Annotated in this window: 24 protein-coding genes; 11 read left to right on the plus strand and 13 right to left on the minus strand. The window is 54.0% G+C overall.

Going from position 1 to position 24,330, the window contains the following annotated elements:
• Positions 1–26: 26 nt before the first annotated feature.
• From ACUNV4_RS26290 to ACUNV4_RS26300, 3 genes are all read right to left on the minus strand, one after another.
• Positions 27–485, minus strand: a complete 459-nt coding sequence (locus tag ACUNV4_RS26290) for a hypothetical protein (protein WP_430881633.1) — start codon at positions 483–485, stop codon at positions 27–29.
• 234 nt (positions 486–719) lie between these two features.
• Positions 720–980, minus strand: coding sequence for a hypothetical protein (locus ACUNV4_RS26295; protein ID WP_430881634.1), 261 nt, complete (start codon positions 978–980; stop codon positions 720–722).
• Between the two features lie 106 nt (positions 981–1,086).
• Positions 1,087–2,133, minus strand: coding sequence for a hypothetical protein (locus ACUNV4_RS26300; protein WP_430881635.1), 1,047 nt, complete (start codon positions 2,131–2,133; stop codon positions 1,087–1,089).
• 475 nt (positions 2,134–2,608) lie between these two features.
• Between ACUNV4_RS26300 and ACUNV4_RS26305 the strand changes: the two genes are divergently transcribed.
• Complete coding sequence (locus ACUNV4_RS26305) at positions 2,609–2,881, plus strand: DUF1993 family protein (RefSeq protein ID WP_430881636.1); 273 nt, start codon at positions 2,609–2,611, stop codon at positions 2,879–2,881.
• Here ACUNV4_RS26305 and ACUNV4_RS26310 read toward each other — a convergent pair.
• Positions 2,875–3,777, minus strand: a complete 903-nt coding sequence (locus ACUNV4_RS26310; protein ID WP_430881637.1) for a LysR family transcriptional regulator — start codon at positions 3,775–3,777, stop codon at positions 2,875–2,877. The genes ACUNV4_RS26305 and ACUNV4_RS26310 overlap by 7 nt on opposite strands.
• Positions 3,778–3,886: 109 nt before the next feature.
• Between ACUNV4_RS26310 and ACUNV4_RS26315 the strand changes: the two genes are divergently transcribed.
• A complete protein-coding gene (locus tag ACUNV4_RS26315; protein ID WP_430881638.1) occupies positions 3,887–4,972 on the plus strand; it encodes an NAD(P)/FAD-dependent oxidoreductase in 1,086 nt (361 codons plus the stop codon).
• Positions 4,973–5,022: 50 nt separating this feature from the next.
• On the opposite strand, the gene ACUNV4_RS26320 is transcribed toward ACUNV4_RS26315, so the two are convergent.
• On the minus strand, positions 5,023–5,997 hold the full coding sequence (locus tag ACUNV4_RS26320) for a formyltransferase family protein (protein WP_430881639.1): 975 nt from the start codon (positions 5,995–5,997) through the stop codon (positions 5,023–5,025).
• Between the two features lie 703 nt (positions 5,998–6,700).
• Between ACUNV4_RS26320 and ACUNV4_RS26325 the strand changes: the two genes are divergently transcribed.
• The 6 genes from ACUNV4_RS26325 to ACUNV4_RS26350 all read left to right on the plus strand — a co-directional run bounded on the left by ACUNV4_RS26325 (position 6,701) and on the right by ACUNV4_RS26350 (position 11,920).
• Positions 6,701–7,000, plus strand: a complete 300-nt coding sequence (locus ACUNV4_RS26325) for a BON domain-containing protein (protein WP_430881640.1) — start codon at positions 6,701–6,703, stop codon at positions 6,998–7,000.
• Positions 7,001–7,443: 443 nt separating this feature from the next.
• Positions 7,444–8,076 carry a hypothetical protein gene (locus ACUNV4_RS26330; RefSeq protein WP_430881641.1) on the plus strand — a complete coding sequence of 211 codons (633 nt, stop codon included), beginning with the start codon at positions 7,444–7,446 and terminating at the stop codon, positions 8,074–8,076.
• A gap of 428 nt (positions 8,077–8,504) precedes the next feature.
• Positions 8,505–9,506 (plus strand): TolC family protein, encoded by a 1,002-nt coding sequence (locus tag ACUNV4_RS26335; protein ID WP_430881642.1) that lies wholly within the window; start codon positions 8,505–8,507, stop codon positions 9,504–9,506.
• Positions 9,507–9,608: 102 nt separating this feature from the next.
• Positions 9,609–11,018: a multicopper oxidase domain-containing protein gene (locus ACUNV4_RS26340; RefSeq protein WP_430881643.1), complete on the plus strand. Its 1,410-nt coding sequence runs from the start codon at positions 9,609–9,611 to the stop codon at positions 11,016–11,018.
• 37 nt (positions 11,019–11,055) lie between these two features.
• The gene (locus ACUNV4_RS26345; protein WP_430881644.1) at positions 11,056–11,562 is read left to right on the plus strand and encodes a cupredoxin domain-containing protein; all 507 of its coding nucleotides are present in this window, start codon (positions 11,056–11,058) and stop codon (positions 11,560–11,562) included.
• A 52-nt stretch (positions 11,563–11,614) separates the two neighbouring features.
• Positions 11,615–11,920: a copper-binding protein gene (locus tag ACUNV4_RS26350; RefSeq protein ID WP_430881645.1), complete on the plus strand. Its 306-nt coding sequence runs from the start codon at positions 11,615–11,617 to the stop codon at positions 11,918–11,920.
• 288 nt (positions 11,921–12,208) lie between these two features.
• Here ACUNV4_RS26350 and ACUNV4_RS26355 read toward each other — a convergent pair whose 3' ends face one another.
• Positions 12,209–12,640: a hypothetical protein gene (locus ACUNV4_RS26355; protein WP_430881646.1), complete on the minus strand. Its 432-nt coding sequence runs from the start codon at positions 12,638–12,640 to the stop codon at positions 12,209–12,211.
• 502 nt (positions 12,641–13,142) lie between these two features.
• Between ACUNV4_RS26355 and ACUNV4_RS26360 the strand changes: the two genes are divergently transcribed.
• On the plus strand, positions 13,143–14,360 hold the full coding sequence (locus ACUNV4_RS26360; RefSeq protein WP_430881647.1) for an extracellular catalytic domain type 2 short-chain-length polyhydroxyalkanoate depolymerase: 1,218 nt from the start codon (positions 13,143–13,145) through the stop codon (positions 14,358–14,360).
• Positions 14,361–14,584: 224 nt separating this feature from the next.
• Here ACUNV4_RS26360 and ACUNV4_RS26365 read toward each other — a convergent pair whose 3' ends face one another.
• Positions 14,585–15,394 (minus strand): CHRD domain-containing protein, encoded by an 810-nt coding sequence (locus ACUNV4_RS26365; RefSeq protein WP_430881648.1) that lies wholly within the window; start codon positions 15,392–15,394, stop codon positions 14,585–14,587.
• Between the two features lie 229 nt (positions 15,395–15,623).
• Positions 15,624–16,040, minus strand: a complete 417-nt coding sequence (locus ACUNV4_RS26370; protein WP_430881649.1) for a DUF7282 domain-containing protein — start codon at positions 16,038–16,040, stop codon at positions 15,624–15,626.
• A gap of 461 nt (positions 16,041–16,501) precedes the next feature.
• Here ACUNV4_RS26370 and ACUNV4_RS26375 point away from each other — a divergent pair, with 461 nt between their 5' ends.
• Positions 16,502–17,428, plus strand: coding sequence for a TRAP transporter substrate-binding protein (locus ACUNV4_RS26375; RefSeq protein ID WP_430881650.1), 927 nt, complete (start codon positions 16,502–16,504; stop codon positions 17,426–17,428).
• 58 nt (positions 17,429–17,486) lie between these two features.
• Here ACUNV4_RS26375 and ACUNV4_RS26380 read toward each other — a convergent pair whose 3' ends face one another.
• Complete coding sequence (locus tag ACUNV4_RS26380; protein WP_430881651.1) at positions 17,487–18,716, minus strand: winged helix-turn-helix domain-containing protein; 1,230 nt, start codon at positions 18,714–18,716, stop codon at positions 17,487–17,489.
• Between the two features lie 125 nt (positions 18,717–18,841).
• On the opposite strand from ACUNV4_RS26380, the gene ACUNV4_RS26385 reads away from it, so the two are divergent.
• Positions 18,842–19,345, plus strand: a complete 504-nt coding sequence (locus ACUNV4_RS26385) for a DUF6647 family protein (protein WP_430881652.1) — start codon at positions 18,842–18,844, stop codon at positions 19,343–19,345.
• A gap of 233 nt (positions 19,346–19,578) precedes the next feature.
• On the opposite strand, the gene ACUNV4_RS26390 is transcribed toward ACUNV4_RS26385, so the two are convergent.
• From ACUNV4_RS26390 to ACUNV4_RS26405, 4 genes are all read right to left on the minus strand, one after another.
• Positions 19,579–19,977 carry a rhodanese-like domain-containing protein gene (locus ACUNV4_RS26390; RefSeq protein WP_430881653.1) on the minus strand — a complete coding sequence of 133 codons (399 nt, stop codon included), beginning with the start codon at positions 19,975–19,977 and terminating at the stop codon, positions 19,579–19,581.
• Positions 19,974–20,873: an MBL fold metallo-hydrolase gene (locus tag ACUNV4_RS26395; RefSeq protein ID WP_430881654.1), complete on the minus strand. Its 900-nt coding sequence runs from the start codon at positions 20,871–20,873 to the stop codon at positions 19,974–19,976. Before ACUNV4_RS26395 ends, ACUNV4_RS26390 begins: the two co-directional genes overlap by 4 nt.
• 166 nt (positions 20,874–21,039) lie before the next feature.
• The gene (locus ACUNV4_RS26400; protein ID WP_430881655.1) at positions 21,040–22,563 is read right to left on the minus strand and encodes a hypothetical protein; all 1,524 of its coding nucleotides are present in this window, start codon (positions 22,561–22,563) and stop codon (positions 21,040–21,042) included.
• A gap of 136 nt (positions 22,564–22,699) precedes the next feature.
• Complete coding sequence (locus ACUNV4_RS26405) at positions 22,700–24,328, minus strand: hypothetical protein (RefSeq protein ID WP_430881656.1); 1,629 nt, start codon at positions 24,326–24,328, stop codon at positions 22,700–22,702.
• Between the last annotated feature and the right edge of the window lie 2 nt (positions 24,329–24,330).

Genomic DNA, 24,330 nt, shown 5'->3' on the forward strand with positions numbered 1-24,330 from the left:
GACAGATTATGGCCTTCCAAACCTCATCATCCGCTGGAGCCTCGTATCACGTTCCCGATTATCTGGGCAACCCCAGCTTCATTGACGACAACCGAGAGCTCCATACTTCTTTTGAACGTGAGTGGCACCGGCCATCCAAAGGTGAGGTTCTGAACAGGGCCACCCTTCAGAAGAACAAGCCCGTAGGGGTTGTCTTGAGTGAGCCCCAGGTTACTGGCCGCGGCAAAAGACAGATTCACCACGCTTTCCCCGTCAATTTCGAGCGATACGAACGTGAGGTCATTCGCCCCACCCTGTTTCGAGACATGTCCGGCTAGAAACAAGCCTGGCCCCTTTATCGATACCAGTTTGTGAGTACTTCCCTTCTTGATATTGGACTTGAGGCCCTGAACCCTTTGAGGATTGCACATGCCAACTGCGCAGTGCGTTCTCGATTCGTCGGATATTCTGGATTTGTCCGATTTGGTTTTCTTCTTGGTTGCCATTGTTTATCTCCTTGCGGTCTTGTCGCGTACGAAGACAGCGACCGCGTCTGGTCTATCCAATGACAACCCTACGCCGGAGACTTTCACAGGTAAAGTTACTGACGCCTATATTCGACCTATGCATAGTGGTTCAGATTTTTATCCATCGAAGCAATCAGGCGAAAGGCGATAGCTCGGTAAGCGCACAGCAGATCATCGTAGTCAGCAAAATTGAGTCCGCCAAGACAGCAATCGCTACACTGTGCGCCCCTCGCCGTCTTCCTCCTCCGTACGCCCGTCACGAATATGATAGAACCGCTTGGACGTCATGATGAACTTTTCGTCGTGTGTGACCACGATGTTCGGCTTGACCGCCAGAACAGGCAGCAATGGGACATTGTCGGCGACGTCCGGAATCAGAACGTGCTTGGCAAATATTGGCGCCCGGACCATGGCGGAGCTCTTGCCGACCTGGAATCCGATCAAGCCGAGTCTGACGGCCTGTTGCAGGATCATCGCCGGGCGTGTGTGCCGATTGGAATTGCTGGCCCTGGCGTACAGGCATGGCCGTTCTTTACCACTGGCAGCACAGTGTTTGACCTGCGCTGCCAGTTCCATTTCTTCAACGGGCCGGAGAAGGACCTGCCCTGAGCACGCTGTCCCAATCGGACCATGGCTTGTCGAAACTCTCGAGCTGACCATCATAGGCAAGCGTCACACGAGCGGACGTAGCATCGCCATTGTCCGCTTCTATCAGAACGCTGCTGCCATCCGACGCGGTGATACGCAGAATCCCGCTGCTATAGAACCAGTTTCGCGGGCTGTAGTTCAGGTCGTCGTAATCCAGCCGATCCGACTGCAGCGCTTCCACCGTTTGTACTTGCACGATGTAGTCTTCGGTCGTCAACGTGAAACCGCCGCTCATGTTGTGGGCGAAGCCGCCGTCGATTCGGTAGCTCGTGTTCGCATTGCTTATCGCAAATTCGATCTGGTCTTCGGAACTGACTGACCAGTTCAGTTCACTGGCGCCCCACCAACGTTCACTGCTGCCACCGTAGTTGTTGCCATCTCCATAGCCCACACCGCCAGAAAAGGATTTCGTACTACCTTCTCCCGTAATGGTCAGCCCGGACGAGACGACACTGATATTGTCGTATTCCAGTGTTTGAAACTCACCATCGAGCACCAGCGTGTCGTATTGGCAATTATCAAAGAACGCCTGGCGGTCGTTCAATATGACGCGTGAGCCACTCCAGCTCAACGAGATATTGGCAGAACCACCGTTGTCACACACTTCGGAGATAGAGGTGGAGCTGTCGTTGTAATCACCACCGATTTCCAGTGCCCGAAACCCCGGGTATGGCGGGAGTGCAAGTACTTCGCTGCCATAGGCAGCGCCGGTGAAGACAGCGAACACCTCATCTACGACCGAGTCGTAGTTTGATGGCGATAACATCGCGACTTCACCGCTGCTTGCCGCGGCAGGAACGCTTGAGCCGTCATCCAACTGCACAACGGCTGGAGAAGCCTCTTCCAGTGGTAAACCGGTAATCGGATCCGCACCGGGAGCGGTCGGATCGGCGAACGACTCATTGTCGGATTGACAGGCGACCAGGTTGCCAGCCAAAACAGTAGCGATTGCGAGAAACAGGGGTGTCTTGGTGTTCATGTATGTCCCTTGAGGGACTCCTGAAATAGGGTGATTGCCGGCCTCTGCCGGCGCGCGGATTATGCGCGATCGTGCGTGAAGCTCAAGGGGGTAAAACGTCTTTTTCGAGATATTTTTAACCCCGTGCCAGACACCCGCCAACGTCTCGGTGACGGTTGGGCTGTGATCTGAGCAATCACGCAGGGCTGTCTATCCAGCAACCCGGACAGCCATGCACACCTGCGAGAATACAATCTGACGACTTTGACCGACCCTCTCTCCTTCGGACCATGCAGATCCATGACCAATCTGACCAGACGCAGATCCTGTATGAGATTGTATGTATATAGCCTTGTCGGTGATGATCAGGCAGGCGGACCACGTAGCTCTGCAGCGCCTTTGATAGGCGGGATGACACAGAGCTTCATGAAGGAGTTTTCTGAGATGGGCGATACTGCAGTCTTCGAAGCCACTATTCCTACACTATCTCCAATGCATGAAGCGGCTTCTGACAAGGATATCGGACGAGCACGAACCGTTGCTTGAACAGCGACTCTCGACTCATGCGTTCACCGCGTCCGAGCACTTGCAGGCTGCGATTGGTTTCGTCCCTCCCAACTTTCTTTGCCACTTCTTCATGGTATTCACGATTTTTCGGCAAGGTGGTGCGAAAATCGGCAAGGCAGATTTCGACGAGCCACACCGCAACGCGGCTGACCTTCACATCCGACCAGATCTGCGAACATCTGCATCTCCCGTTCCCTATTGACGGTCCACTGAAAGTCCCTCAAGGCTCTCCCACAGCGCTGTTGCTACCGGACCGATGACAGGTCGAGGCTGCCGGAAGGCAAAGATCTTCGTCTCAGAGGGCAGATGCGTGTGAGGGAGGGAGATCTCCTGCAGGCCGTCTTCGGCAAGCTCATCGACAATCATGTGCTCCGGCAGGCGACCCCACCCCAGCCCAGCGACAAGGAGTGCCTTCTTGGTGTGCAAATCACTGACATACCAGCGACGCTGACCCTTCTGGACTCCGAGTTCGCGATTGAACAGTCCGGCGGCCTGGCCACTGTCGCGGACGATCACCTGAGTAAAGCGGCGCAGCTCAGACAGTCGTTCCGGTTCGTTCATCGAGTCGATCATCACCGGGGCAGCCACATTGCGAAGAATGACCTGGCCAATACGCATATGATCGAAGCCCTCCTCTTCCAGCATCACCGACAGCATCGGCGCAATGGCAAGTACGGCCTCTCCAGAATGCAACGCCCCGATAGCACCCGACAGCATCTCGGTTTTCAGCACCACCCGCGTTTCGGGAAATTTTTCTTGTAGTGCCGCCATCACTGGCATCAAGAGGGAGATATCAGTGCTCGCGTCAATGGCGATGGCGATTGTCTCCTCTTCGCCCCTCTCGAAATGACGCACCAGCTGTGACAGATCCTCTGCTTCCGCCAGCACGCGTAGCGACTGGAGATAGACTCGCTGCCCGACGGGGGTCAGTTCGAGTCGGTATCCAGTGCGGTCGAACAGCTCTGTTCCGGTCAGATGCTCCAGCGCCTTGAGTCCTTGGCTCACCGCCGGCTGTGTGCGGTTGAGCCGCTCGGAGGCTGCCTTGACCGAGCCGGTCTCGACGACGGCGCGTAGCACCTTCAATTGATCGAGCTTCATCCAGTCATCCTGTTAAGTGATTCTTATGATGATAATCGGAAAGTATAAATATCAATGCGACCGTTGTGTTCCTACTATTCGTCCCTACACCAGAAACAGACATCCTTCCATGACCCAACAGATCGCGATCGTTGGCGGCGGCTATATTGGCGCCGAGCTAGCCAGATCCCTCGACGCCAGGGCCGACGTGGTGCTGGTCGAACCGCGCAGTCACTTCGTCCACGCTCCGGCGATGATCAGAGGTGTCGTCGATCCCACCTTGATGAGCCAGGCACTCATCCCCTACGACAGCCTGCTGACTCGAGGCCGCGTGGTGCGCGCGCGTGCCGCATCGGTCGATGATGCGGGCATAACGCTTGGAGACGGTAGCCGAATCGTTGCCGATCAGGTGGTGGTTGCTACCGGTTCCGGCAATGCCACGCCCTTCAAACCCAAAGGGGATGACATCGCAGCCTTTCGCGCCGAAAGTGTCCGCATTCACGCACTGTTGACGGCCGCCGACAATGTAGCCATCGTTGGTGGCGGCGCCGTCGGTACCGAGCTTGCTGGTGAGATCGCCCATGCGATGCCCGGTAAACGGGTCACACTGATATCCGCTCAGCCCCGGCTGTTTCCCGACAAGCCGTTGGCCTTCGGGGATGCCCTGACGAAGAAACTCGAGCGGGCTGGCGTGCGGCTGGTACTCGGGCACAGGGCTCAGAACCTCCAGAGCCTGACCGAGCCCTTCGCAGGCAGCCTGAGGCTTCAGGACGACTCGGAGCATGAATTCGACCTGATATTTCCAGTCATCGGCGCGCGGGCCAACGGGGAGCTGTTGCAGGCCCTGCCCGGGACCGAAACCAGCTCGGCAGGTCGGATCAAGGTCGACGCCTGGCTGCGACCCTCTACCTCCTTTCCCAATGTCTTCGCCGCAGGCGACGTGGCAGATGCCGGTGATGCAATGACCATCGTTGCTACGAGTCGGCAATTGCCCTGGCTGAAGAACACCTTGCTGGGCCTTGGTAAAGGCAAGTCTATCGAGCGGATGAAGCCCTATGCACCATGGGGTAGCAAAGCCCCGATCATCGTGCCGCTTGGACCGGACCGAGGCAATTCCTTTCTTGGCTTCATGACTGTGGGCAATCTGATAACACGGAAGTTGAAAGGTGAAAACCTGTTCGTGCGCAAATACAGAGCATTGTTTGGGCAATCCTGAAGCTCAAGCGTGGGTCTCGACTTCTCTCACATCCATCTCTCTTGATGAGCTCAACCACGATACACTGCTCGAAGCTTGATTATGGCCTGCTTGTTCATCAGAAGAATGGTGGGGCCATCATTTCTGATTGACCAACACTTGGATGAATGGGCGAAGTCATGGTCTGTGACGTACTGCAGCGACACTGGTTTCCATGAAAAAAAGCGTCGCCATCCATTCAAGGCCAACCATTGATCAGGGCAACGATCATGATACTTCAAAATATCCCAAACACACGCTGCATCCAGATCATCAAGAGCCCATCGGCGTCCTATTTCATGCATGGAAAGTTTTGTTGCTGCACTGGTGGGACTGGCGTCAGGTTGAACCTCCTCAATGAGATTATCTGAATTTTTCAACTGGCTGACAATTGAATCAAGAAGCTCGTATCCCTTCTCGCCCTCAAGTCTTTGAAGCAGTTCCTGACGATGAGCTCCATGTGGTCGAAGCTCCTTGTGCTGTGCCAGAATCGAACCAGCGTCATAGTGTTCTGTGAGTCGGTGCACCGACACCCCCATATACTCGACTTGATCGACTACCTGCCAAATCAAGGGGTCTGCTCCTCGGTATGCCGGTAACAACGAGGGATGGAGATTGACCCCTCCAAATCGAGTTGCGTGTAGCGCCTGCACAGGTACCCAAGGGCATCCGGAAGTGATTACGAGATCAGGCTTCCAGCTGGCCAGAATGTCGTGTAGCGCTCGGTGTTGGCTCTTTTGAATGTTGGCGTAGAGCAGATTGTTTTCGCTGCATAAATGTGACAGTGACGCATACGCTCGTCGCCGAAGGCGGGCATAGAGAGGAGCGAGAAACCTCGATTTTTCAATGTACTTGACCAAGCCACCTGATTCCGCACCGTACCAGGAGACGATTCCGATCGGGTTTCCTTGCAGCTCCGCGAATCGATAGGTTAAAGGACGCAACCCATTGGTGATCAATACCAGCCGGGGAGACTTGCTTTCACTGGAAATGTCGGGAGTCTTCACTGTTGTGTTCAATTCAGCCCTGCCTGAACATGCCTATGCATCTCGCAACTTCCTCCGTAGTAAATATCTGATTACCAGAATGACTTTCTCGCACTTGCACAAGAACAACGGGAAGCTTACATTTCAACTTCAGTCTGCATTTGACAAAGTACGACCGAATTGTTTGCAAGGCATTCATTATAGCAATGGATCGATTACACAAGGAACGTTGTTTTGGCCGTTGTTACCCCCTTGAACAGCCGATCAGGTCAGGCGTTGGTGGCATAAATGCACAGCTGTGATGGGAGCATCAAGACAAGGGTGAAGCTTGCTGAGATCTGATGCAACTGGCCAGGTTCGGTCGTCTTTCTGTGGGGGCACTCTTCTGCCCACCTGACAGCACGTAGTCCGCTACCCCCTGACAACGCACGCAGGCCCTCACGACCCGAGTGCAAGTCAATGAAGCAATCACTTCAGTGGGTTTTCATCTTCGTGACGCGAACCGAGAATGGTGAAGATCAAGTGCCGAGTCGATTGAGCAATTGACTTGATCGAACTCAACAAGGTTTCCACGCGGAGTAATGTGAACGTAATCCCACTGATCGCTGCTTGTTAACCGCGCGCGCTAACCTGCTGCAAGCGGCGACGAGTTAACCAGAGTCTGCCGTCATGAACAACTTTCGAGTTGTATTACCAGAACCCTTGAATATACCAATACGCCACTATGAAACTGTTCATCGCTGTGACATTACTTGCCTTGTTTGTGACGTTCGGCAATACCTACGCATCACATGAAATTGTACAAACCCCGATCCAAAAAGATCCTGTTGATACTCATATTTCATGGCATGAGTTCAGGCACGATCTGGGATCCTATCCGAGTGTGAACGCAACCATGGATAGTAGCGGTATCATCACATTGTCAGGACATACAGACAGTGTTTATGAGAAAGCCCAACTGGGAAGACTGGCCATGCGTGTTCTGGGAGCTTCCGACATCAGAAACATGATCTTTACAGACTAGTCGATCTCCAGAGTCATGCTCGTAAAAAATGATCCTGCTGGCAAACAGGCAGGACCATGGGATTTTCGCAGTCTTTGCTATCACTCTGCTGCAGGCAAGGTACCTGCCGGGCGACAGAGCGACGCTCTCCACATTGACAGAATTTCAGAGTGCCCCGCTTTCACTTCATCCTCGTGTGGTTCGTGACTGGTGGGGCATCTGAATGATGATACCCCAACAGCCAGATTACTTTTCTGTTATCCGTGTGAACTGTCGAACGATGATCGCATTGCACATGTCGCTGCAGGAGTGATTGTCAGCAATTTGTAATCTCGCTGGAGCTGAAATGTAAGGTGATTGCGCCAACATCATTTGCCTTGCTATCGCCATGAGTTGGCAATGAGCAGCAGCCCTGACGGCGTACCCCTGAATCATCAAATCAGAAACCAAACGGACCCATATTCTTGACAATGCCTAAAAAAATTCCGATCAATTATTCAGGAACCGCGTTCATGCTCACACTGTCGATTTCCGCCTTCGGAACCTCGGGGATCATGCCCGTGTACGCGGACGCGCATGAACCAACACCGACCGCGTCTGGTGGGCTCGGTTATGAATCCTCCTTGATTGGTTACAGAACGCTGGATGGTGGCGAGCGTAGCAGCTGGAAGGAATCCAATGACACCGTGGGTGAGATCGGTGGATGGCGTAGCTATGCAAATGAGGCCTACCAGGCAACTCAGGCTGAGGCTAACGCGAAGAGCGAAGTCGAGGCGCATGTTGAGAGTGAGGCGATGGAAGCCGCTGTTGTAACCACCCCCATCCCCGCGGCAACTGCCAAGCGAATCGACTCCACTGACACGGCCTTGACGATGGAAACAGCGGTCAACAAGAATGCTATTGCACAACCAATGACATTGTCCTACCAGTCGGCCACAAGCGGTCATCGTTTTTATGATGACAACCCGCCTGGGGATTGGAAAGCCGCCAATGATCGCGTTGGTGAGATAGGCGGTTGGAGAACCTACGCGAAAGAGGCCTATGAAGCTACCAGGCGTAATGTTCAGAAGGATGCTGAAGTCGGGAGCCCGGAATGAACCTTTCACGGAATCGAGTTGTAAAACCACTGACCGTCGCATTCCTGACGACTACCGTATTGAGTGGTTGTGTCACCTTTGATGTGAATGAGTCGATTGCATGGACAAACGATGAGGCTTCGGTTTTCACGGGTGGAAATCTGGAGCTGGCGCGTACGAATCGCCAAAGGATTGCAAGATCTGACACTGCGAATGCCTTGTTGGCTGAACCACTGACACGCGACGGTGCAGTACATTTGGCACTTGCGAACAGCCCCTCCATCCAGGCATTGATCGCACGAGGATGGGAAAGTGGTGCGAGCGCTGCTCAGTCGGGTCGCATTCCCAATCCGATATTTTCATTTGAACGCCTTGTGTCAGACGATAATGCAACCAAGGATGTAGAGAAATTCATGGCTTTTGGTTTGTTGGACGTGCTTTTGCTACCGATGAAACAAGGTGCGGCGAAACGTGGTGTGGAGCGTGCTCGAATTCAGTTGACTGCAGATGTTGTGTCCGAAGTGACGGCCGTGCGACAGGCATGGACACAAGCTGTAGCGGCCAAGCAAGTCGCTGCATTTGCGGAGCAAGTCAGAACCAGCGCTGACGCATCGGCTGAGATGGGCCGCAGACTGGAAAGCGTTGGCAACTTCAGCCGTCTGGAAAGGGCTCGACAGCAAGTGTTCTATGCTGATGCCACAATGCAGTTGGCCACCGCACGGCACGAGGCTGTAGCGGCCAGGGAGAGGCTGGTCAGGGCTTTGGGACTGGATGATCTGCAGGCAGCTAACCTGAAGCTACCGGAACAGTTGCCTGAGCTGCCCTCCCAACCGATCCTGCCAGGAGAGGCCAGTGAAACACTCGGAGACAGGCGTCTTGATATCCGGATGGCAAAGGCAAGCCTTGAGCGCGTTGCCCGCTCAGAAGGTATTACCAACATAACATCGTTCACAGATATCGAGTTGGGCTACCGGCAGACAGAGGCAAGCGGTCCTGAAGAGTCGGAATCTCTGAGCGGTTACGAAGTCGCGGTGAGTCTGCCGTTTTTCGATTGGGGTGGCATGAAGCGGGAAGCCATGAGTGCCCGAACTCTGGCTGCAGCCAACGACTATGCGGCTACGCTGCGAAATGCCTCTTCAAGCCTTCGGGAGACCTACTCCGCTTATCGAACCAGTTATGACCTTTCGAGTTTCTATCGCGACGAGGTAGTTCCACTACGTAGTCTGATTTCTGAAGAGAACGTCATGCAGTACAACGGCATGTTGATTGGCGTGTTTGAACTACTGGCTGATTCTCGCACACAGATTTCATCGGTGATGTCCGCGATCAAGGCGTCCGAACAGTTCTGGATGGCAGATTCTGCCCTGCAGGCAGCCATGATGGGACAACCCATGAATGTCTCTGTCGGCGCCATGGCCGCCGCCGGTGGTGACGAAGGAGCGGGTCACTAGTGTGTAAACATTTGATCGACAACCTCATCGAGCCAGCTGTGCCTGACAACGTACACGGGATAGCTTGGACACCTTACCTGATTCACAGGACACCGATAAGATATGAGTTCAAGACGTGATTTCATGAAGTACGCCACCATGACCGGTGGAGCTGTGGCGGCAGGTAGCGTCAGCCGAAATCTGATGGCAGCTTTGCCAGAACCAGTGATGCAAACTGAGGTAACTACAATGCCTCCTTTGTATCCGGACAGCGGTCCTGACTACAATCCGGTAGTGACACCCAACAGCTGGACCCTGCCCTTTCGCATGCGAAACAATGTCAAGGAATTCCACCTGATTGCCGAGCCGGTTGTGCGAGAAATGACGCCGGGTTTCAACGCTAATCTATGGGGTTACAACGGACAAAGCCCGGGACCCACGATTGAAGTTGTTGAGGGTGACCGGGTCCGAATCTACGTAACCAATAATCTGCCTGAACACACGAGTATTCACTGGCATGGTCAACGCCTGCCCAACGGTATGGACGGTGTTTCCGGCCTCAATCAGCCGGCGATCCCCGCGGGCAAGACGTACGTTTACGAATTTGTGGCAAAGCGGCCCGGCACGTTCATGTACCACCCCCACGGGGATGAAATGGTCCAGATGGCCATGGGCATGATGGGTTCCTGGGTTACGCATCCAAAAGGGAAACACAAATTGATCAGTGATGTGGATCGGGACTTCTGCGTCATCATGAATGCCTATGACATTGTGCCCGGGGCTGCAACTCCGAAGATCATGACCATGCTGGATTTTAATCTGTGGTCCTGGAACAGTCGGATTTTTCCAGGACTTGATTCATTCAATGTGCGTCAAGGTGACAAGGTTCGTATGCGTTTCGGAAACCTGACCATGACCAACCATCCGATCCATTTGCACGGACATGAGTTTGTTGTAACCGGGACGGATGGCGGACCAACCCAAACCTCTGCCAGGCAGTGGGAGGTAACAACTGATATTGCAGTTGGTCAGATGAGGCAGTTTGAATTTGTCGCTGACGAGCCAGGCGATTGGGCCTTTCACTGTCACAAGAGCCACCATACGATGAATGCCATGGGGCACGATGTGCCCACCATGATTGGTGTCGATCATTCAGGCATGGCTCAGCAGATTGGCAGTGTCATTCCCGATTACATGGTAATGGGAGAGCGAGGCATGGCCGACATGACCGAAATGGAGATGCCCTTGCCTGATAACACGGCGAAAATGATGACCGGTGATGGCCCGTTTGGCTCGGTTGAGATGGGCGGTATGTTCTCCATGCTCAAGGTTCGTGCTGACCAGCCACGAGGTGACTATTCCGATCCAGGATGGTACGAGCACCCTCCCGGCACTATCGCCTGGGAATATACCGGAGAACTGGATCAGCCTGCACGCTTCAAATCTGAAGTGTCTTCGTCAAGTATGGCACCTTCCAAACCAACCGAAACTGTTGAATTTGATGTCAGAAAGCCTTCAAGACGACTCGGTTAGATACATGTATAAAGCCCACAATTCAGAGAAAAAAACTATGAAAAATACTGTATTGGCAGCGTTGACACTGATCGCGGTATCTTCAGTACCTGCTGCTTACGCACATGGTGACAAAGCCGGAAAAGACGACCACAACGCCAACATGGAAGTCGTGAAGGAACAGAAGCCCTGGGGTATCGCGGGAGATGCGGGACAGGTATCACGCACCATCGATGTTTCGATGTTGGACAGTATGACGTTCGTACCATCAATGCTGAATATCAAACAGGGTGAGACTGTTCGATTTACCGCGAAAAACGATGGGCAGGTATTGCACGAATTTGTACTGGGCACCACCGAGACCAACGACGAACATGCAGAAATGATGCTCAAGTTTCCTGGAATGGAGCACGATGAGCCCTACATGACTCATGTGTCCGCTGGAGGACAAGGAGAAATAATCTGGACTTTCAATCGAGCAGGTGAGTTTGATTTTGCATGCTTGATTGCAGGTCACTACCAGGCAGGTATGAAAGGCACTATTTCAGTCGAATCTGATAGTTGAATCAAAGGTTCAAAAATACTACAACTCACGTTCAATCAGGAATCATAAAGTAATGAAACTCCGTTCCATGTTATTACCCATCGCGCTGCTTGCATCAATTATCGTGACACCAGCAGCATTTGCCAGTGGAGATCATCCGATGACCGAAGGTGTCATCAAGAAAATCGATACGAGTACCGGAAAGATCACCATCAAGCACGGACCTATCGTGAATCTGGATATGCCGCCAATGAGCATGGTTTTCGGGGTTCAGGACACTAGCATGCTGGATGGCCTGGCGAAGGGAGACAATGTGAAGTTCTACGTGGTTGATCAAGGAGGAAAGATGGTTATTGAAGAGCTGGAAGCTGCCCACTGATCAACAACCGCTAGCAAGTATTTCTCGACATGCACATGAACGAGTTTCATACAAGTTCGTGTGCATGTTGCTTTTGAACTCGCCAGTTTATATCACGATGATAATTTCCAGATATTCGAGGACATGGTTACGCACACGTTCAGGTATGTTCTTTGCTGAATCAGTTTGAGTCCGGCGGACTCCCCTTCCTTGAACTGATGTGAATCCTGTCCTCTTCCACACGCCGCCGGCAAAGTTGAGCTGGTTTACAACGTCAAAATCACCATCGGTTCGATCGGTAGTATTGATTCAGGACTTGTGAATCGCCTGGGGCGGTTGATATGCCTCCATGAGTCGTAATAGTCCTTCTGGATCTGCCTCAGCCAGTTCCTTGAGTGCGAGTTCGGCACGCTGTTGCACAGACTTGCGATGCGCCCGCTTCGTTGATTCTACCTGTTCGGCAATTGTTTGCAATTCCTGTAGCGCTTCGCTGTCAGTCAGCTTGATGGTCTGAGCCAATGCCAGTACGACATCGGTCAATTCACCGAGCTGTTTTCCATACGTCGCCACTTCCGTGACAATTCTTTGTTCCAGTTCAGGTTCGCCAAGGCCTGTCACAATGATATTGGTTGAGAACCAGCTCGGCAGAATTTCCTGATCAACTTCCCCGTGCATGGGGTTGTTCAGGAACAGTTGCCAGAACTCGGTCGACCAGGGAAACAGCATGTAGTTGCCGGACATGTCCCACCTTTCGCTTGATCTGATGAACAGGCTGTCTATCCTTGCCCTCAGCCTTCAGCCTTCAGCCTTCAGCCTTCAGCCCTCAGCCCTCAGCCCTCAGCCCTCAGCCCTCAGCCCTCAGCCCTCAGCTCGCAGCCCTCAGCTCGCAGCTCGAACAGCCCTCGCAGCAAAGCTGCAAACCAGTTGAAGTGAACGCAAGCTAGCACGGGTCCTTGGCATCAAACAACAGCTTGCATAGAGGTTGCGACCAATGGCTAGTCAATGGTCGGAGCAATCCGGTTCATGTCATTCCTATTGTCGCGTCTCGCACAAGGGGCGCGCTTTGTAACCTGCGCATACAGCATTTCGATCCGGTAGTTCATCCTGTACAGAAGTGTAATTGTCTGTTGAGCCGGGCCCTCACCGCTTGTTTGCACTAGAGGATTATGCTAAAAAATTGTCGCCACACACTTTCTCTGCGAATCAGGCGACAAACAGAATGCGATCTGTCAATGCTCGAACGGTGATTGCCTTCACCGTTGCTGTTGCCGGGACTGCATCAGCACAACCGCTTCCGGAGTTGGAACTGGATGCCACCGGCACGACAGTTTCTGGTCTGTCCAGTGGTGCGTACATGGCGGTACAGTTTCATGTGACCTTTTCCCGAAATATTGCAGGAGCTGGTGTGGTTGCGGGTGGGCCCTACTACTGTGCACGCGGAAGTGTTCTGACGGCGTTGAACCAATGCATGCAAACACTGCCAGGTGGTCCGGACGATGCCGCATTGCTACAGGTAGCTCGGTCTCTTGCAGAAGATGAGAAAATTGATGCGCTGGCCGGGTTGGCAGAGGATCGACTCTATCTTTTCAGCGGTACGTCAGACAATACGGTCACACCTCCGGTGATGGACGCGGCGCGCGACTTTTATCGAGGAGCTGGTGTGGCGGCCCAGAACATGCGCTACGTGACGGATGTTCCAGCGGGCCACGCATTCCTTGCGGAAGGCGCGCCCAACAGTTGTGGCGTGACCCAGCCTGATTTCATCAACGACTGCGGAATCGATCAGGCCGGGGATATCCTGTCCTGGCTCTATGGTGATTTGAATGCGCCGAGAGCGCCAGACCCGACTCACCTGCGCGTATTCGAGCAGGATGAATTCCTTGCCAATTCGGAAGCGCACGGTATGGACCAGCTTGGATACGTGTACGTGCCGGAAACCTGTGCAGCGGGCGAATCCTGCAAACTGCATGTCGTGTTTCACGGCTGCCAGCAGACACTGGACCAGATAGGTGATCTGTATGTCCGCACCACTGGCTACAATCGCTGGGCAGAGACCAACGACATTGTTGTGCTCTATCCTCAGGCGCACATCGTCTCGGCATCGTCGACCGACCCCCTTGGTGGCAATCCGAATGGATGCTGGGATTGGTGGGGATACGACGACCCGGACTACGCCCTACGCAGCGGTCGGCAGATGGCAGCTGTTGCCGGCATGGCCGACAAACTCGGTGCACCGTTGATTGGTAACCCAGACCCAGATCCAGATCCAGATCCAGACGAGTATTGCGTGCGCCATGCGACCTCGAACTGGCGGCACTTTGTGGAAGGTCGAGCTGAATTCTGCGGGCTCTTCACGCTGTGTGCGATTGGCTCCGATGAGATAATTGGCGGCTTCTTCGGTGCTAGCATCCTGTTTGAAAGCCCGCAGGGAGAATTTGCGACAACGTCCTGTCAATCATGACGCCAAGAAACTACGGGGCAGACACCGGCCCGCATCAATATCGACTACCGATAGGCTCACCGGCTTGTATTACGTACGGTAGCGGCAGGGGCTGATTTTTGATTGAACAGAGCTTGGCTATCGTCGAACAGTTTTTTCACGAATGGCAGAATACCGGAGAGGTCAACAGCCATCGCAAGTCGAGCGTTCGAGGGACGCTCGACTTGCAATATTAAACGGAAATACTAGTTTCCGGTCGTCGCTTCGATGGCCGCTGAACCCGCAGATTCATTGGCAAGGTTATCGATTGCCACTACGCTATACGAGTAAGTGGTACCTGGACTCAGATCTTCATCGAAATAGCTGTTTCCCTGAGCAGAGCTGTGAAATTGTCCGTCGCGATAGACTGCATAGGCGACAACAAAGCCGTCAGTGTCCGTCGAACGGTCCCAGAACAATTCGAGTGCGCTGGACGAATACACCTGAGCTGACAGGTTCATTGGAACCGACGGTGCATCGCCATCCGAAGGTTCCATATCACCATGGTCATGCTCGTGCAGCTGACTTTTCAATTGCCCGCGTATAGCCCCATCGGGGTACGCCGGATTGTGTACATTGATATAAAATTGTTCCGGATTGTTCAGAATCCGTTGCACAATGCCGGCCTCTTCGGTCGGGAATTTGCCGGTCTCCCCTTCTGTCAGACAATCACCTGCATTGCCATCTTCCGGCCCTGCCAATGCCGCCACAACGGGGCCATTACTGTCACGCACACCTTCGTGAATATGTGCTGCCATCCCTTCTCCGACAGGTACGAGTTGTATTTTCTTGACTGTCAACACATAACACAATGTCGTTGTGTCCCCATCGATACCAAACACATAGGCTTCGCCCTTGCCATCGGGGTCGCCGACAAGCCGTTGAGACGGATCAGCGCCAACTTCCTCGCGTCCATCCAGTTCCGCTTCCAGTACTTCATTGGTGTGGCCTGCCCAGATACCCGTGCTTGCGCACAGGGCACCCAGTGCGGCGATGTTCTTGATAGATCTGTTCATCCTTTTCTCCCGTTGATGCCTCAGCATTTTGTCTATTCCGTGGGGATGTCTTCAAAGCACACTCTGCTGGTCGAAGATTGAGCTCCCACACAGAACCATACGTGGCACATGGTTGCAAAGATGCAAGAATGCAAAAATTATCGAGAACACCAATAAATCGTTACCTACCGGGAAAATTCTTCATCATGCGTATGCAAGAAACAACTGCCATTGCCATAGGGATGAAGGTCTACTGGGCAGTGATGACAGTCATCACCAACTTGCCATCCACCCGGATTGGACCGTCTTCCGTAGCGCCTAGAGTATATTCAAAGATACCTTTGGCCATACCTCCATCTTCTGCATGAACCATCAACATCAGCATATCTCCAGGTGCGACGGATTCTTGCAAGATGGCTGCAACATCGATATTTCCGCCCTTGCGGATCGGAGCGTAGCCCACAACGGGGCCAGGTTTCATTTCAGCGTCAGTACGATGCACAACCATCCAGCCGTTTGCGTCGGCATTGACCATCCTCGCACTGACAATACCGTTCGAAACGTCCTGATCTGTCGCTTCCACTGTAGGGCTCATGGAATGGGCGCCAGCAAAGACCAAACTTGACGTCATTGCAAGAATGGCGACTGTAATGGTAGAGATTTTCATTGTTTTAATCCTGAGTTTGCTTGTCGTTCAATGGATATACGCAGCGCGCAGGAAAAAAGTTGCAATGGCATTTCTCCAACTTTGGTTGTTTGGGCTTTCTTGAATGTGACGCACAGAATTCGATCGGGCTGACAGGGTGAATGAAATGATGGAGGTAATTGCGGATGAAGCCTGCAATGAGAATTCTCCCTGTGTTGAAGCACGGGTCGGAGCGCCAGGTTACCCGCGTTGCTCAACTGCGGACCGAGATCTTCTCCGGAAGTACTCGCATCTGACGTAGTTCAATCCGGTACAATAATACCGTCCTGAGAATTCCAGTTGCTTTCCACGCCAATAAGCAAGATTTTCACTGTGCTATCGCGTAGGCTATCGGTATGCCCGACTGGATGCGGTTTTCTCTGCTATGTCTGATCATCGTCTGTCCGACGTCTGTATCGTCGGCGGATGAGAAGCGGTGGCGTATGAACAGCCTGTTGCACCCCCACCTCTTCGGGGAGTCCGCGCGTGTCTTTGCTGACGAAGTCAATGCCTTGGCAAATGGGGAACTTCATATCGAGGTGCATGATCAGCTTGTTCTTGATGTGGATGCCTTCGAGGCGCTCCATTCGGGCCTTGTGGATGCGGTCTGGGGTTCACCAGGACATCACCATCGCGAGGAGCCGGCACTGATTCTCTTCGGGGGTTTTCCGTTCGGACCTGATCCGGATGAGTTTTCCGCATGGATGAAGGAAGGTGAAGGCGCCAGTGCACTTGACGAGATATACTCACATCATGGGCTGCGGAGCATCTACTGCGGCGTCCTGCCCGAAGAAGCTGGAGGATGGTTTCGCTTTCCCATCAATACGACGCATGATCTGAATGGTCTGGCCATGCGAAGTTTCGGATACGGCGCTCAGACGTTGAGAAACCTTGGTGTTACGACCTATGAACTCCCGGCGAGCGACATTCGTCCAGCCTTTGAGAATGGGGTGATCGATGCGGCTGAGTTCGCGATGCCGTCGATTGATTCCCTGCTGGGATTTCCGGAATATGCACCGTATCTCTACATCCCGGGTTGGCAGCAGCCTTCCACAGCACTTGAACTGCTTGTACTGGAAAAGACATGGCTTGCGTTGTCGGAGAGCATTCGTGGCTCGATCGAGCGTGCCTGCGATGAAGCTCTCCGTTGGACGCGTGATATTGCAGTTCAGCATCAGGACAATGCGATTGCTGATTTCCGCGCGCGCGGGGTGAAAGTCCTCGAGTGGCCCCCTCAGCTTCTTGATGCCCTGGAGCTTTCGTGGACGCAAGTGATCAAGGCCGAAACTGCCGCAGATCCGAGAGTCGCCATGGCTTGGAAGAGTTACCTCGATTTCAAAGGCGATGGAGCCCAATCCTCGGGGCGATAATCGAGACGCAGCCAAACCGATGTCGATTTCTGCTGGTATCTCGATGAACCATCAAGGATCAACCCGGCATTCCCGCCAGTCTCAGGCCGTCCAGTACTGTATCAAGAGCGCCCTTGTCAGCTAGCCGGTTCAGCGAAACTGCCACACCTTGCAGTGTTCGCTCGGGCCGTGAAATTCGTGCTTGCCTGACCACTGTCGACGCTTCATCGATCCGACCTGCATGAGCCAGGCTTGCTGCCAGAAACCATCCGGTGTAATCACGCATTCCAGAGAACGTACCGGCCCCGTGAAGGCGTCCGAACTCTTCAACAGCCTTTGACGATTCGCCCGCTACGAGATAGATCAGTCCCGCAATTTCCCGATACCGGTCTGGCGGCGTCGCAAGCGCTGCGAGCGGCTGTTCAATCAGCGGAATTGCGTCTTCAGCGTGCCCATTGGCCAGGAGAGCATCGGCAAGGATCATCTGAGCATTGGGATCGACTGGGTCGAGATGGATCGCGGCTTGCGCGGCCGCAAGCGCATCTACTACAGACCTGGCATCGCGGAACGGCGCATCGAGCCGCACTTCGGCCAGCGTACGATAGGCAAGCGCTCCCCCGCCAAGAAGAAGCGAGCGTTCAAGCGCTGACAGCGACAGTGCAAGCTCACGGCGACCACCGCCCCACGCGCTGTGCTTGACCTCCAGCCAGAAGGTGACACCCAACTGCGCCCATGCATCTGCATTCCGAGGGTCGGATACCAGAGTATCCTGCAACTCCGCACGCAAGGCATCGTTGGCATCCCGCTCGCGCCAGTCCTGGCCCCTTGGATCTACTCGTGGAGCGTCATGACTGTCGGCCACCTCCTGTGTCGCCATGTAAGTCGCCTTGGGGCTCATGGTTGTGACGAACAAGGAGATCGACAGTACGGCAGTAATTGCGACCGATACCACTGCCCGAACCACCCATGCTGGTGAAGCGGGATTCGACAGGATCTCAGCCTCCGCCTCCGCCTCGAGCACATAACCGCGTCGTGGCACCGTACGCAGCAGTTTCGCGTCATCCTTTCCTAGAGCACGGCGGATATCGCTGATGCATTGTGACAGCGATTCATCTGTCACTACCGATCCATTCCACGCCCCAGCGATGAGGTCGTCCTTTGAAACCAGCGCGCCTCTGTGTTCAGCCAATATCTCGAGAACTCGGTAGGATTTTGGCCGAAGGTGGCACATATTGCCATGTCGATCCTCCAGACACCCCAGGCGCTGGCTCAACGTGAGATGACCGATGCTGATTCTGGATGCGTTCATCTTCGACTCCGCCCAGGATTCAGGAAATATCAACCGAATTTCCAACTTCTTTCAGGCTTCTTTCATGACTCCACTGTAGCAGCGTTCGATGCTCGTGACGACACATCCTCTTCACGAGAATCGTCATGCTCAATGCAATTTTTTGCAGAATTCTGGCGACCTGCGTCCTCTCAGCCGTCTCTGTCATCGCTTCCGCGGAACAGCGCACGGGACCGACATTTCTTGATTTCACCGTTCTATGGCTGGACTCGCATTATCAACTTGGAATTCCGACGTCCCATCCGGACATCATTGCACTGCCACAGTCTGAGCTTGTCGCACGGCGATATGGTACAGAGGCAGACGAGGCTCAAGTTGAAATCGTAGCCTTGTACGACAAGGAGCTGCGCGCGATTCTTGTATCCAGTGAGTGGACAGGCAAATCACTCGCGGAGCTTTCCATTCTCGTTCACGAAATGGTGCACTATCTACAGGATGAATCAGGGACGGTTTTCGCCTGTCCTGCCGAGAGGGAAAAACTGGCTTACCGGGCGCAGAATGACTGGCTGAGACTTTCCGACGAGAGCCTGGAAAGCACTTTCGGTATCGATCCAGCTCTGATTCTGGTAGCTACCGCCTGCATCCACTGAGGTCTGGTAACTGGATCGTGCAACGTAGCGCTTGACACGATATTGGCGGCTGAATCATATGAGTACGCACGGAATGTCTGTACTCCTGTGACTGGAGCTGCGGTTGTAGATCCGTTTCCGCACTACCGGAACCTGATAAGTGCGATCGGTCTTGCCGCCTGAAGCCGGACCTCTCGCCAGGAAGCTGGAGTATTCCGAGTGTTTCAAGTACTTCGTTTACAACTGCAGCGCGGTCAGTGCTGCGAGTTTGCAACTTGCAGTCCCGCCTCTTTCCAGCCCTTCATGCCGCCTTCGACTACCGTTGCATCATAGCCCATTGTATTCAGCGTCTGTGCAGCCAGAACGGCGCGTCCGCCCGAGGCGCACAGCACATGGACCTTGAGACCCTGCGCCTTCGCAATAGTCAGCGCTTCTTCGGCGGTGTCGGTTTCAGGATCGGCCTTGAACTCCAGCAAGCCGCGCGGCACGTGTATGCTGCCCACTGGCGTTCCCACGGACGACAGCTCTGCAGCTTCCCGCACATCAAGGATGATCGCGTACCCGGCGTCCGCATCAGCACGGGCATCGATCGGCATTGTGGCTGGAACGGTCTTTCTCGCCTCGTTGACAAGGCTGTCTGCCGTGCTGGTCATGCGCCATCTCCCTTGAAACGGTTCAGCGGAATTGTCAGCGATGGTTTGTCGCCGCTGGGCAGTTTGCCTGCTCTCAGGTTCACCTGCAAAGCAGCAAGCATTCTGTCTGGAAGACTCAATGTCTTGTCACGTTCACGCCGCAGCGACAGAAACTCTTCCATCGACGTGTCAGCAAGATGCACATTGCCTGACTTGTGTTCCGCCACCGTAGCTTCCCACATCGGCTCGTCTCGCTCGTCACTGCAATAGTCGTGACCGACGAACAGCCGGGTTTCGTCTGGCAACGACAGTATTCGCTGGATGGAATTCCAGAGCTCTGTGGTCGACCCACCCGGAAAATCAGAGCGAGATGTTCCAGTGTCAGGGAACATCAGCGTGTCATGAACAAAGGCAGAGTCCCCGACGAGATAGGTAACAGACCCCAGTGTGTGTCCCGGTGATAGCCAGACTTCAACGTCGAGATCACCGATCTTGAATGTATCGCCCTCTGCGAGGAGTCTGTCAAAATCAGCTTCCGGATCGAATGCGTCGGGAATGCTGTATATCTCTTCCCAGAGATCAGCAATTTCTCTGGTTTTTTCGCCTATGGCGTTGGGTGCCCCGGTCTTCTCTCTGAGATAAGACGAGGCCATCAGGTGATCCGCATGCGGATGAGTGTCGAGAATATGCACGATTTCAAGCTCTTCGCGCTTGACCAGGTCGAGCACCTTATCGGCTGATTCGAACCCGGTTCTCGCAGACGCCGGATCATAGTCCTGCACGATGTCAATCAGCGCCGCCTGTTTCGTATCCGGGTCGGCGCAAATGTACTGGATCGATCCTGTTGCCGATTCATAGATGCCCCAGATGTCTGGACTGTTGTTGCCCTGCGACTCACTGTACTTTATCGTCGTCATTTATCCTCCTCCTACAAAGCACACGTTTTATCTCTCGGCAACTCTACGGTAGTCATACCTGCATGTGAGAGGATTGTATGAATGAGTGAGGACTGAACATCTCCGACATGCAATGGTGTGAACCCTCACAGGACCTTCGCCGAAATGGTCGGGAAGGCGGAAGGTTTCATCTCTTGACACGCTGGTTCTCCGAGTCGGAATAAGGTACAGCAGTTTTTCCGGACGCCTGGGGTTGACTCCACACTGGAATCTTCTCGGGGATGGATACCATCGGGCCTTCGCGCCTGGCTGCGGTGAATAACCACTCATTGACACCTGGTCGCGAACGCATGATCCTGTCACTCTTTCGAGAAACCGATCCGTAAATCGGTACCTCAGCGGCTGGCCTGCCGGAACCAAAACACCACCGCAAATTGCCGTAGGTCGCGGGATCTCTTCCATCCAGACTGAATCGATCATTCAGGTAGCAGGCAGTGTCCCAGGCCGCCTCAGGCGTTTCGGTCCACTCAATCAGTCTTTTGCCCCAATACATGCGCAGGTTGTTGTGCATCCAGCCATCGATCAGGAACTGGCGTTGCGCAGCGTTCCAGGTTTCATCGTCCGTCTGTCCATGAACAAGAGCATGCAAATCGTATTTTACCGGTCGAGGATCCGATGCATGCAAGGCAAGAGTCTGTCTTGCCCACTCTGGAAAATTGCCAAATGCCGTGGGGTCGTCAAACCTCAGGGACGTGTGATGAAAGAACTCTCTCCACACGAGCAACTCATCGAGAAACTTCCATTGGTCGCGCGGCGCTTCTATCTGGGATGCCACCCCAACCACATCCTGCGGGCCCAGCACACCAAAATGCAGGTAAGGGGAAAGACAGGTCGTACCATATACAGCTGGATTGTTGCGATTTGATGCATAGCCGGGGATGACCTTGCTACCAGCCCAGTACAATTGCTGCAGACCAGCCTCTCGAGTTCCCGTACACCAGGACGCTGCAGGCAGGGAGTGATCGATATCGCACTCTCGAATCAGTGTGGAAATTCCTTTACGCCAGTTGTGTCCGAGAGCATCGTGTCTGGATGCCAGCTCGTTTTCAAAGGGTGCCACTGACGCCTCTATACTGGCGTAATCACCACTCCACTCTTCACGCAAGTCGCCGACTCTTGCGCGGAACTGGCGAGTAGTAGGGCAATCACAGCCAATTGCCTGTTCAGGAACCAGGCGTGCGGCATCGACTGCTATAACCGCAATGTCAAGACGTTTGGCTACTCGCATGGCCTGCCATCGGCCGACGAAAGCACTCAAGTCATCGATCACTAGGGCAGCAGCAGCTGTAGCGAGGCGATAAACGAGGCCTTTTGCGGGTTGCTCCTGACGCTCCACGACACGCAGAAAACGCAACCCGCGATCGTTGACATCCCGTTCGAGTGAGTAAGATGCCTCCAGAATGAACTGGTGAAGTCGGTCAGATGCATGTGGATAGTGCTGACCGATTCCATGATAGACGACCACCGGAAGATCAAGGGAGTTACCCAGCGCAATTGCGGCATCGATGACTGGGTTTGCTGCTCCACGAAGGGTCTGCTGTAGCCAGCACAGGACATACTGACCATCGTCGCGCCCTATCGGCGCTGAGTTCAAGCGACGACATCGAGAGGTCAATTGGCGTTCGATGTCGCTTTGGAGTTTGTTGCTCACGCTTCTTCCTGTTTCATGCAGGAATACCACATCGTCATGCCTTGCAACCGTGTCAGGACCGAATTTCAAAGCTCGGGACATCGACTGGACAGTCGAACAGTACCCTGCGTCAACTGGAATCTTGCCGAAAGCGGCGCTACCTGTCTTCCACGGAATATTCGAAGTATAGCTTCGTCTCCTTGCAAAGTTTCTTGAATGCCTGCCATTCGGCAGTACACATCACGGCCTCATCTGGCTGTTCGATTGCATCGCGATCGCTTCGGAATACGCGACCACGAGTTTTCTTGGTCAGAGCCTCTTCGATCTGTGGCAGAGGATGCATCCAGGGTTTCGATTTGCCGAGTGCCCAGGGTGTGTTTGCAGGAATCATTGCCACGAAGTCGTCTGCGAATTCGCCTCTTGCCATCCAGCCCAGGTTGGCATGGTCGTCGGCACTGGTGCCGTTGAGGGTGGCGTTGTGTGAGCCATGGTGCCCGACCTTGTACAACACGCAGCGAGCAAGCAGATCACGTACGGTTGTCGTCCTGTTCTCATCGTCGGTCCATTCGAGGTCCGACCAGCCAATCCAGCTTCCCCGTTGTGCATCACCGGTGAAGAGAAGCACCTTGCCTGTCTTTGGCAGCTGAAAGGCAAGAACCAGACTGGTATTGTTGACCTCATTGTTCAATCGGAGTGCCAGACCCTCTGCGGTACCGAGCCATTCTTCGTCAATGCGGCGCCAGTCTGTCGCCTCATCGTTTTCATCAGGACCCGTTCCGCCATAGACTTGTCGCAGATAATCCAGTCGCGCTTGCTGCGATGACTGGGCTCCTGCAGACGCGTTCGGTAGGGTACGGGTCAGTATATCGTCCTGAGGTATGCCGTGACGTTTACTGAAGGGCTGAAATTCCGCGTTCGTAGCCGTGTCAGTCGCGACTGCCTGTGCGAAGCCCCGTGTGTCTCCTCCCAGATTCCGGTTACGCCCGGATAAACCCAGGTGGAATTCTTCATCGCCTACCGGGTCGAGGTCGACCAACAGGGCTTCGTTTCGCGGTGGACCCAGTGTGTAGATCCGAAGGTCCTTCACGAGAGGAATCGATGCAGGAGGAGAATCAGGACTGAGATACACTGTCGATTCCTCTGATCGATTCCTGAGGTATTTGATGGCATTCTTGTTCGTGATACCACGAACCGCTGATGCTGCCAGTTCGGATGTTGTCAGGAACGGGTTGGCTTTCTTCTCCATCCGGAAGGCCTCCAGAATTCCCCGCCCCTCTTCCCCTGGCTTTACTGGACGACCATCATCACCTGTCTCGGTACTCAACAGGTCCGATAATCGAGCGGCCAGGTCGCTGTCCTTGTTCCGCGATTCAACCTTCTCCTGAGCGTAAGCCAGAGTGACCAGGGTGTCGCGGAACCTCTCTCGCAGTGCGTTGGCCAGTTCATCCGACCCATCTTCCGTCCAGGCCAACCAGCACTGTCCAATGGTGATCTTGTCGAACAGGTGTTTGCGATTCTTCTTTTTCGCAAAGCCGTTGACGTGGTCTTGATGCTCATGCGTAGCGATCACGATATCGACATGCCCGTTCGTTGCATCGTGGATATCGTTGATCACCGCTTCGATCTTCTGATCGTTGACTTCGGAACCGGGTTTCAAGCCACAATCGATCAGCACGTAGACAGTTCGCTTTCTTCTTCCCTCGCGGCCAGCGAAAGCGAGTAGAAAGCAGTCTCCATGTCCTTGCCGATACATGCGCACCTTGACACCACTTGTCGGGGAGCTCATCC

Source organism: Granulosicoccus sp. 3-233 (genome assembly GCF_052681095.1).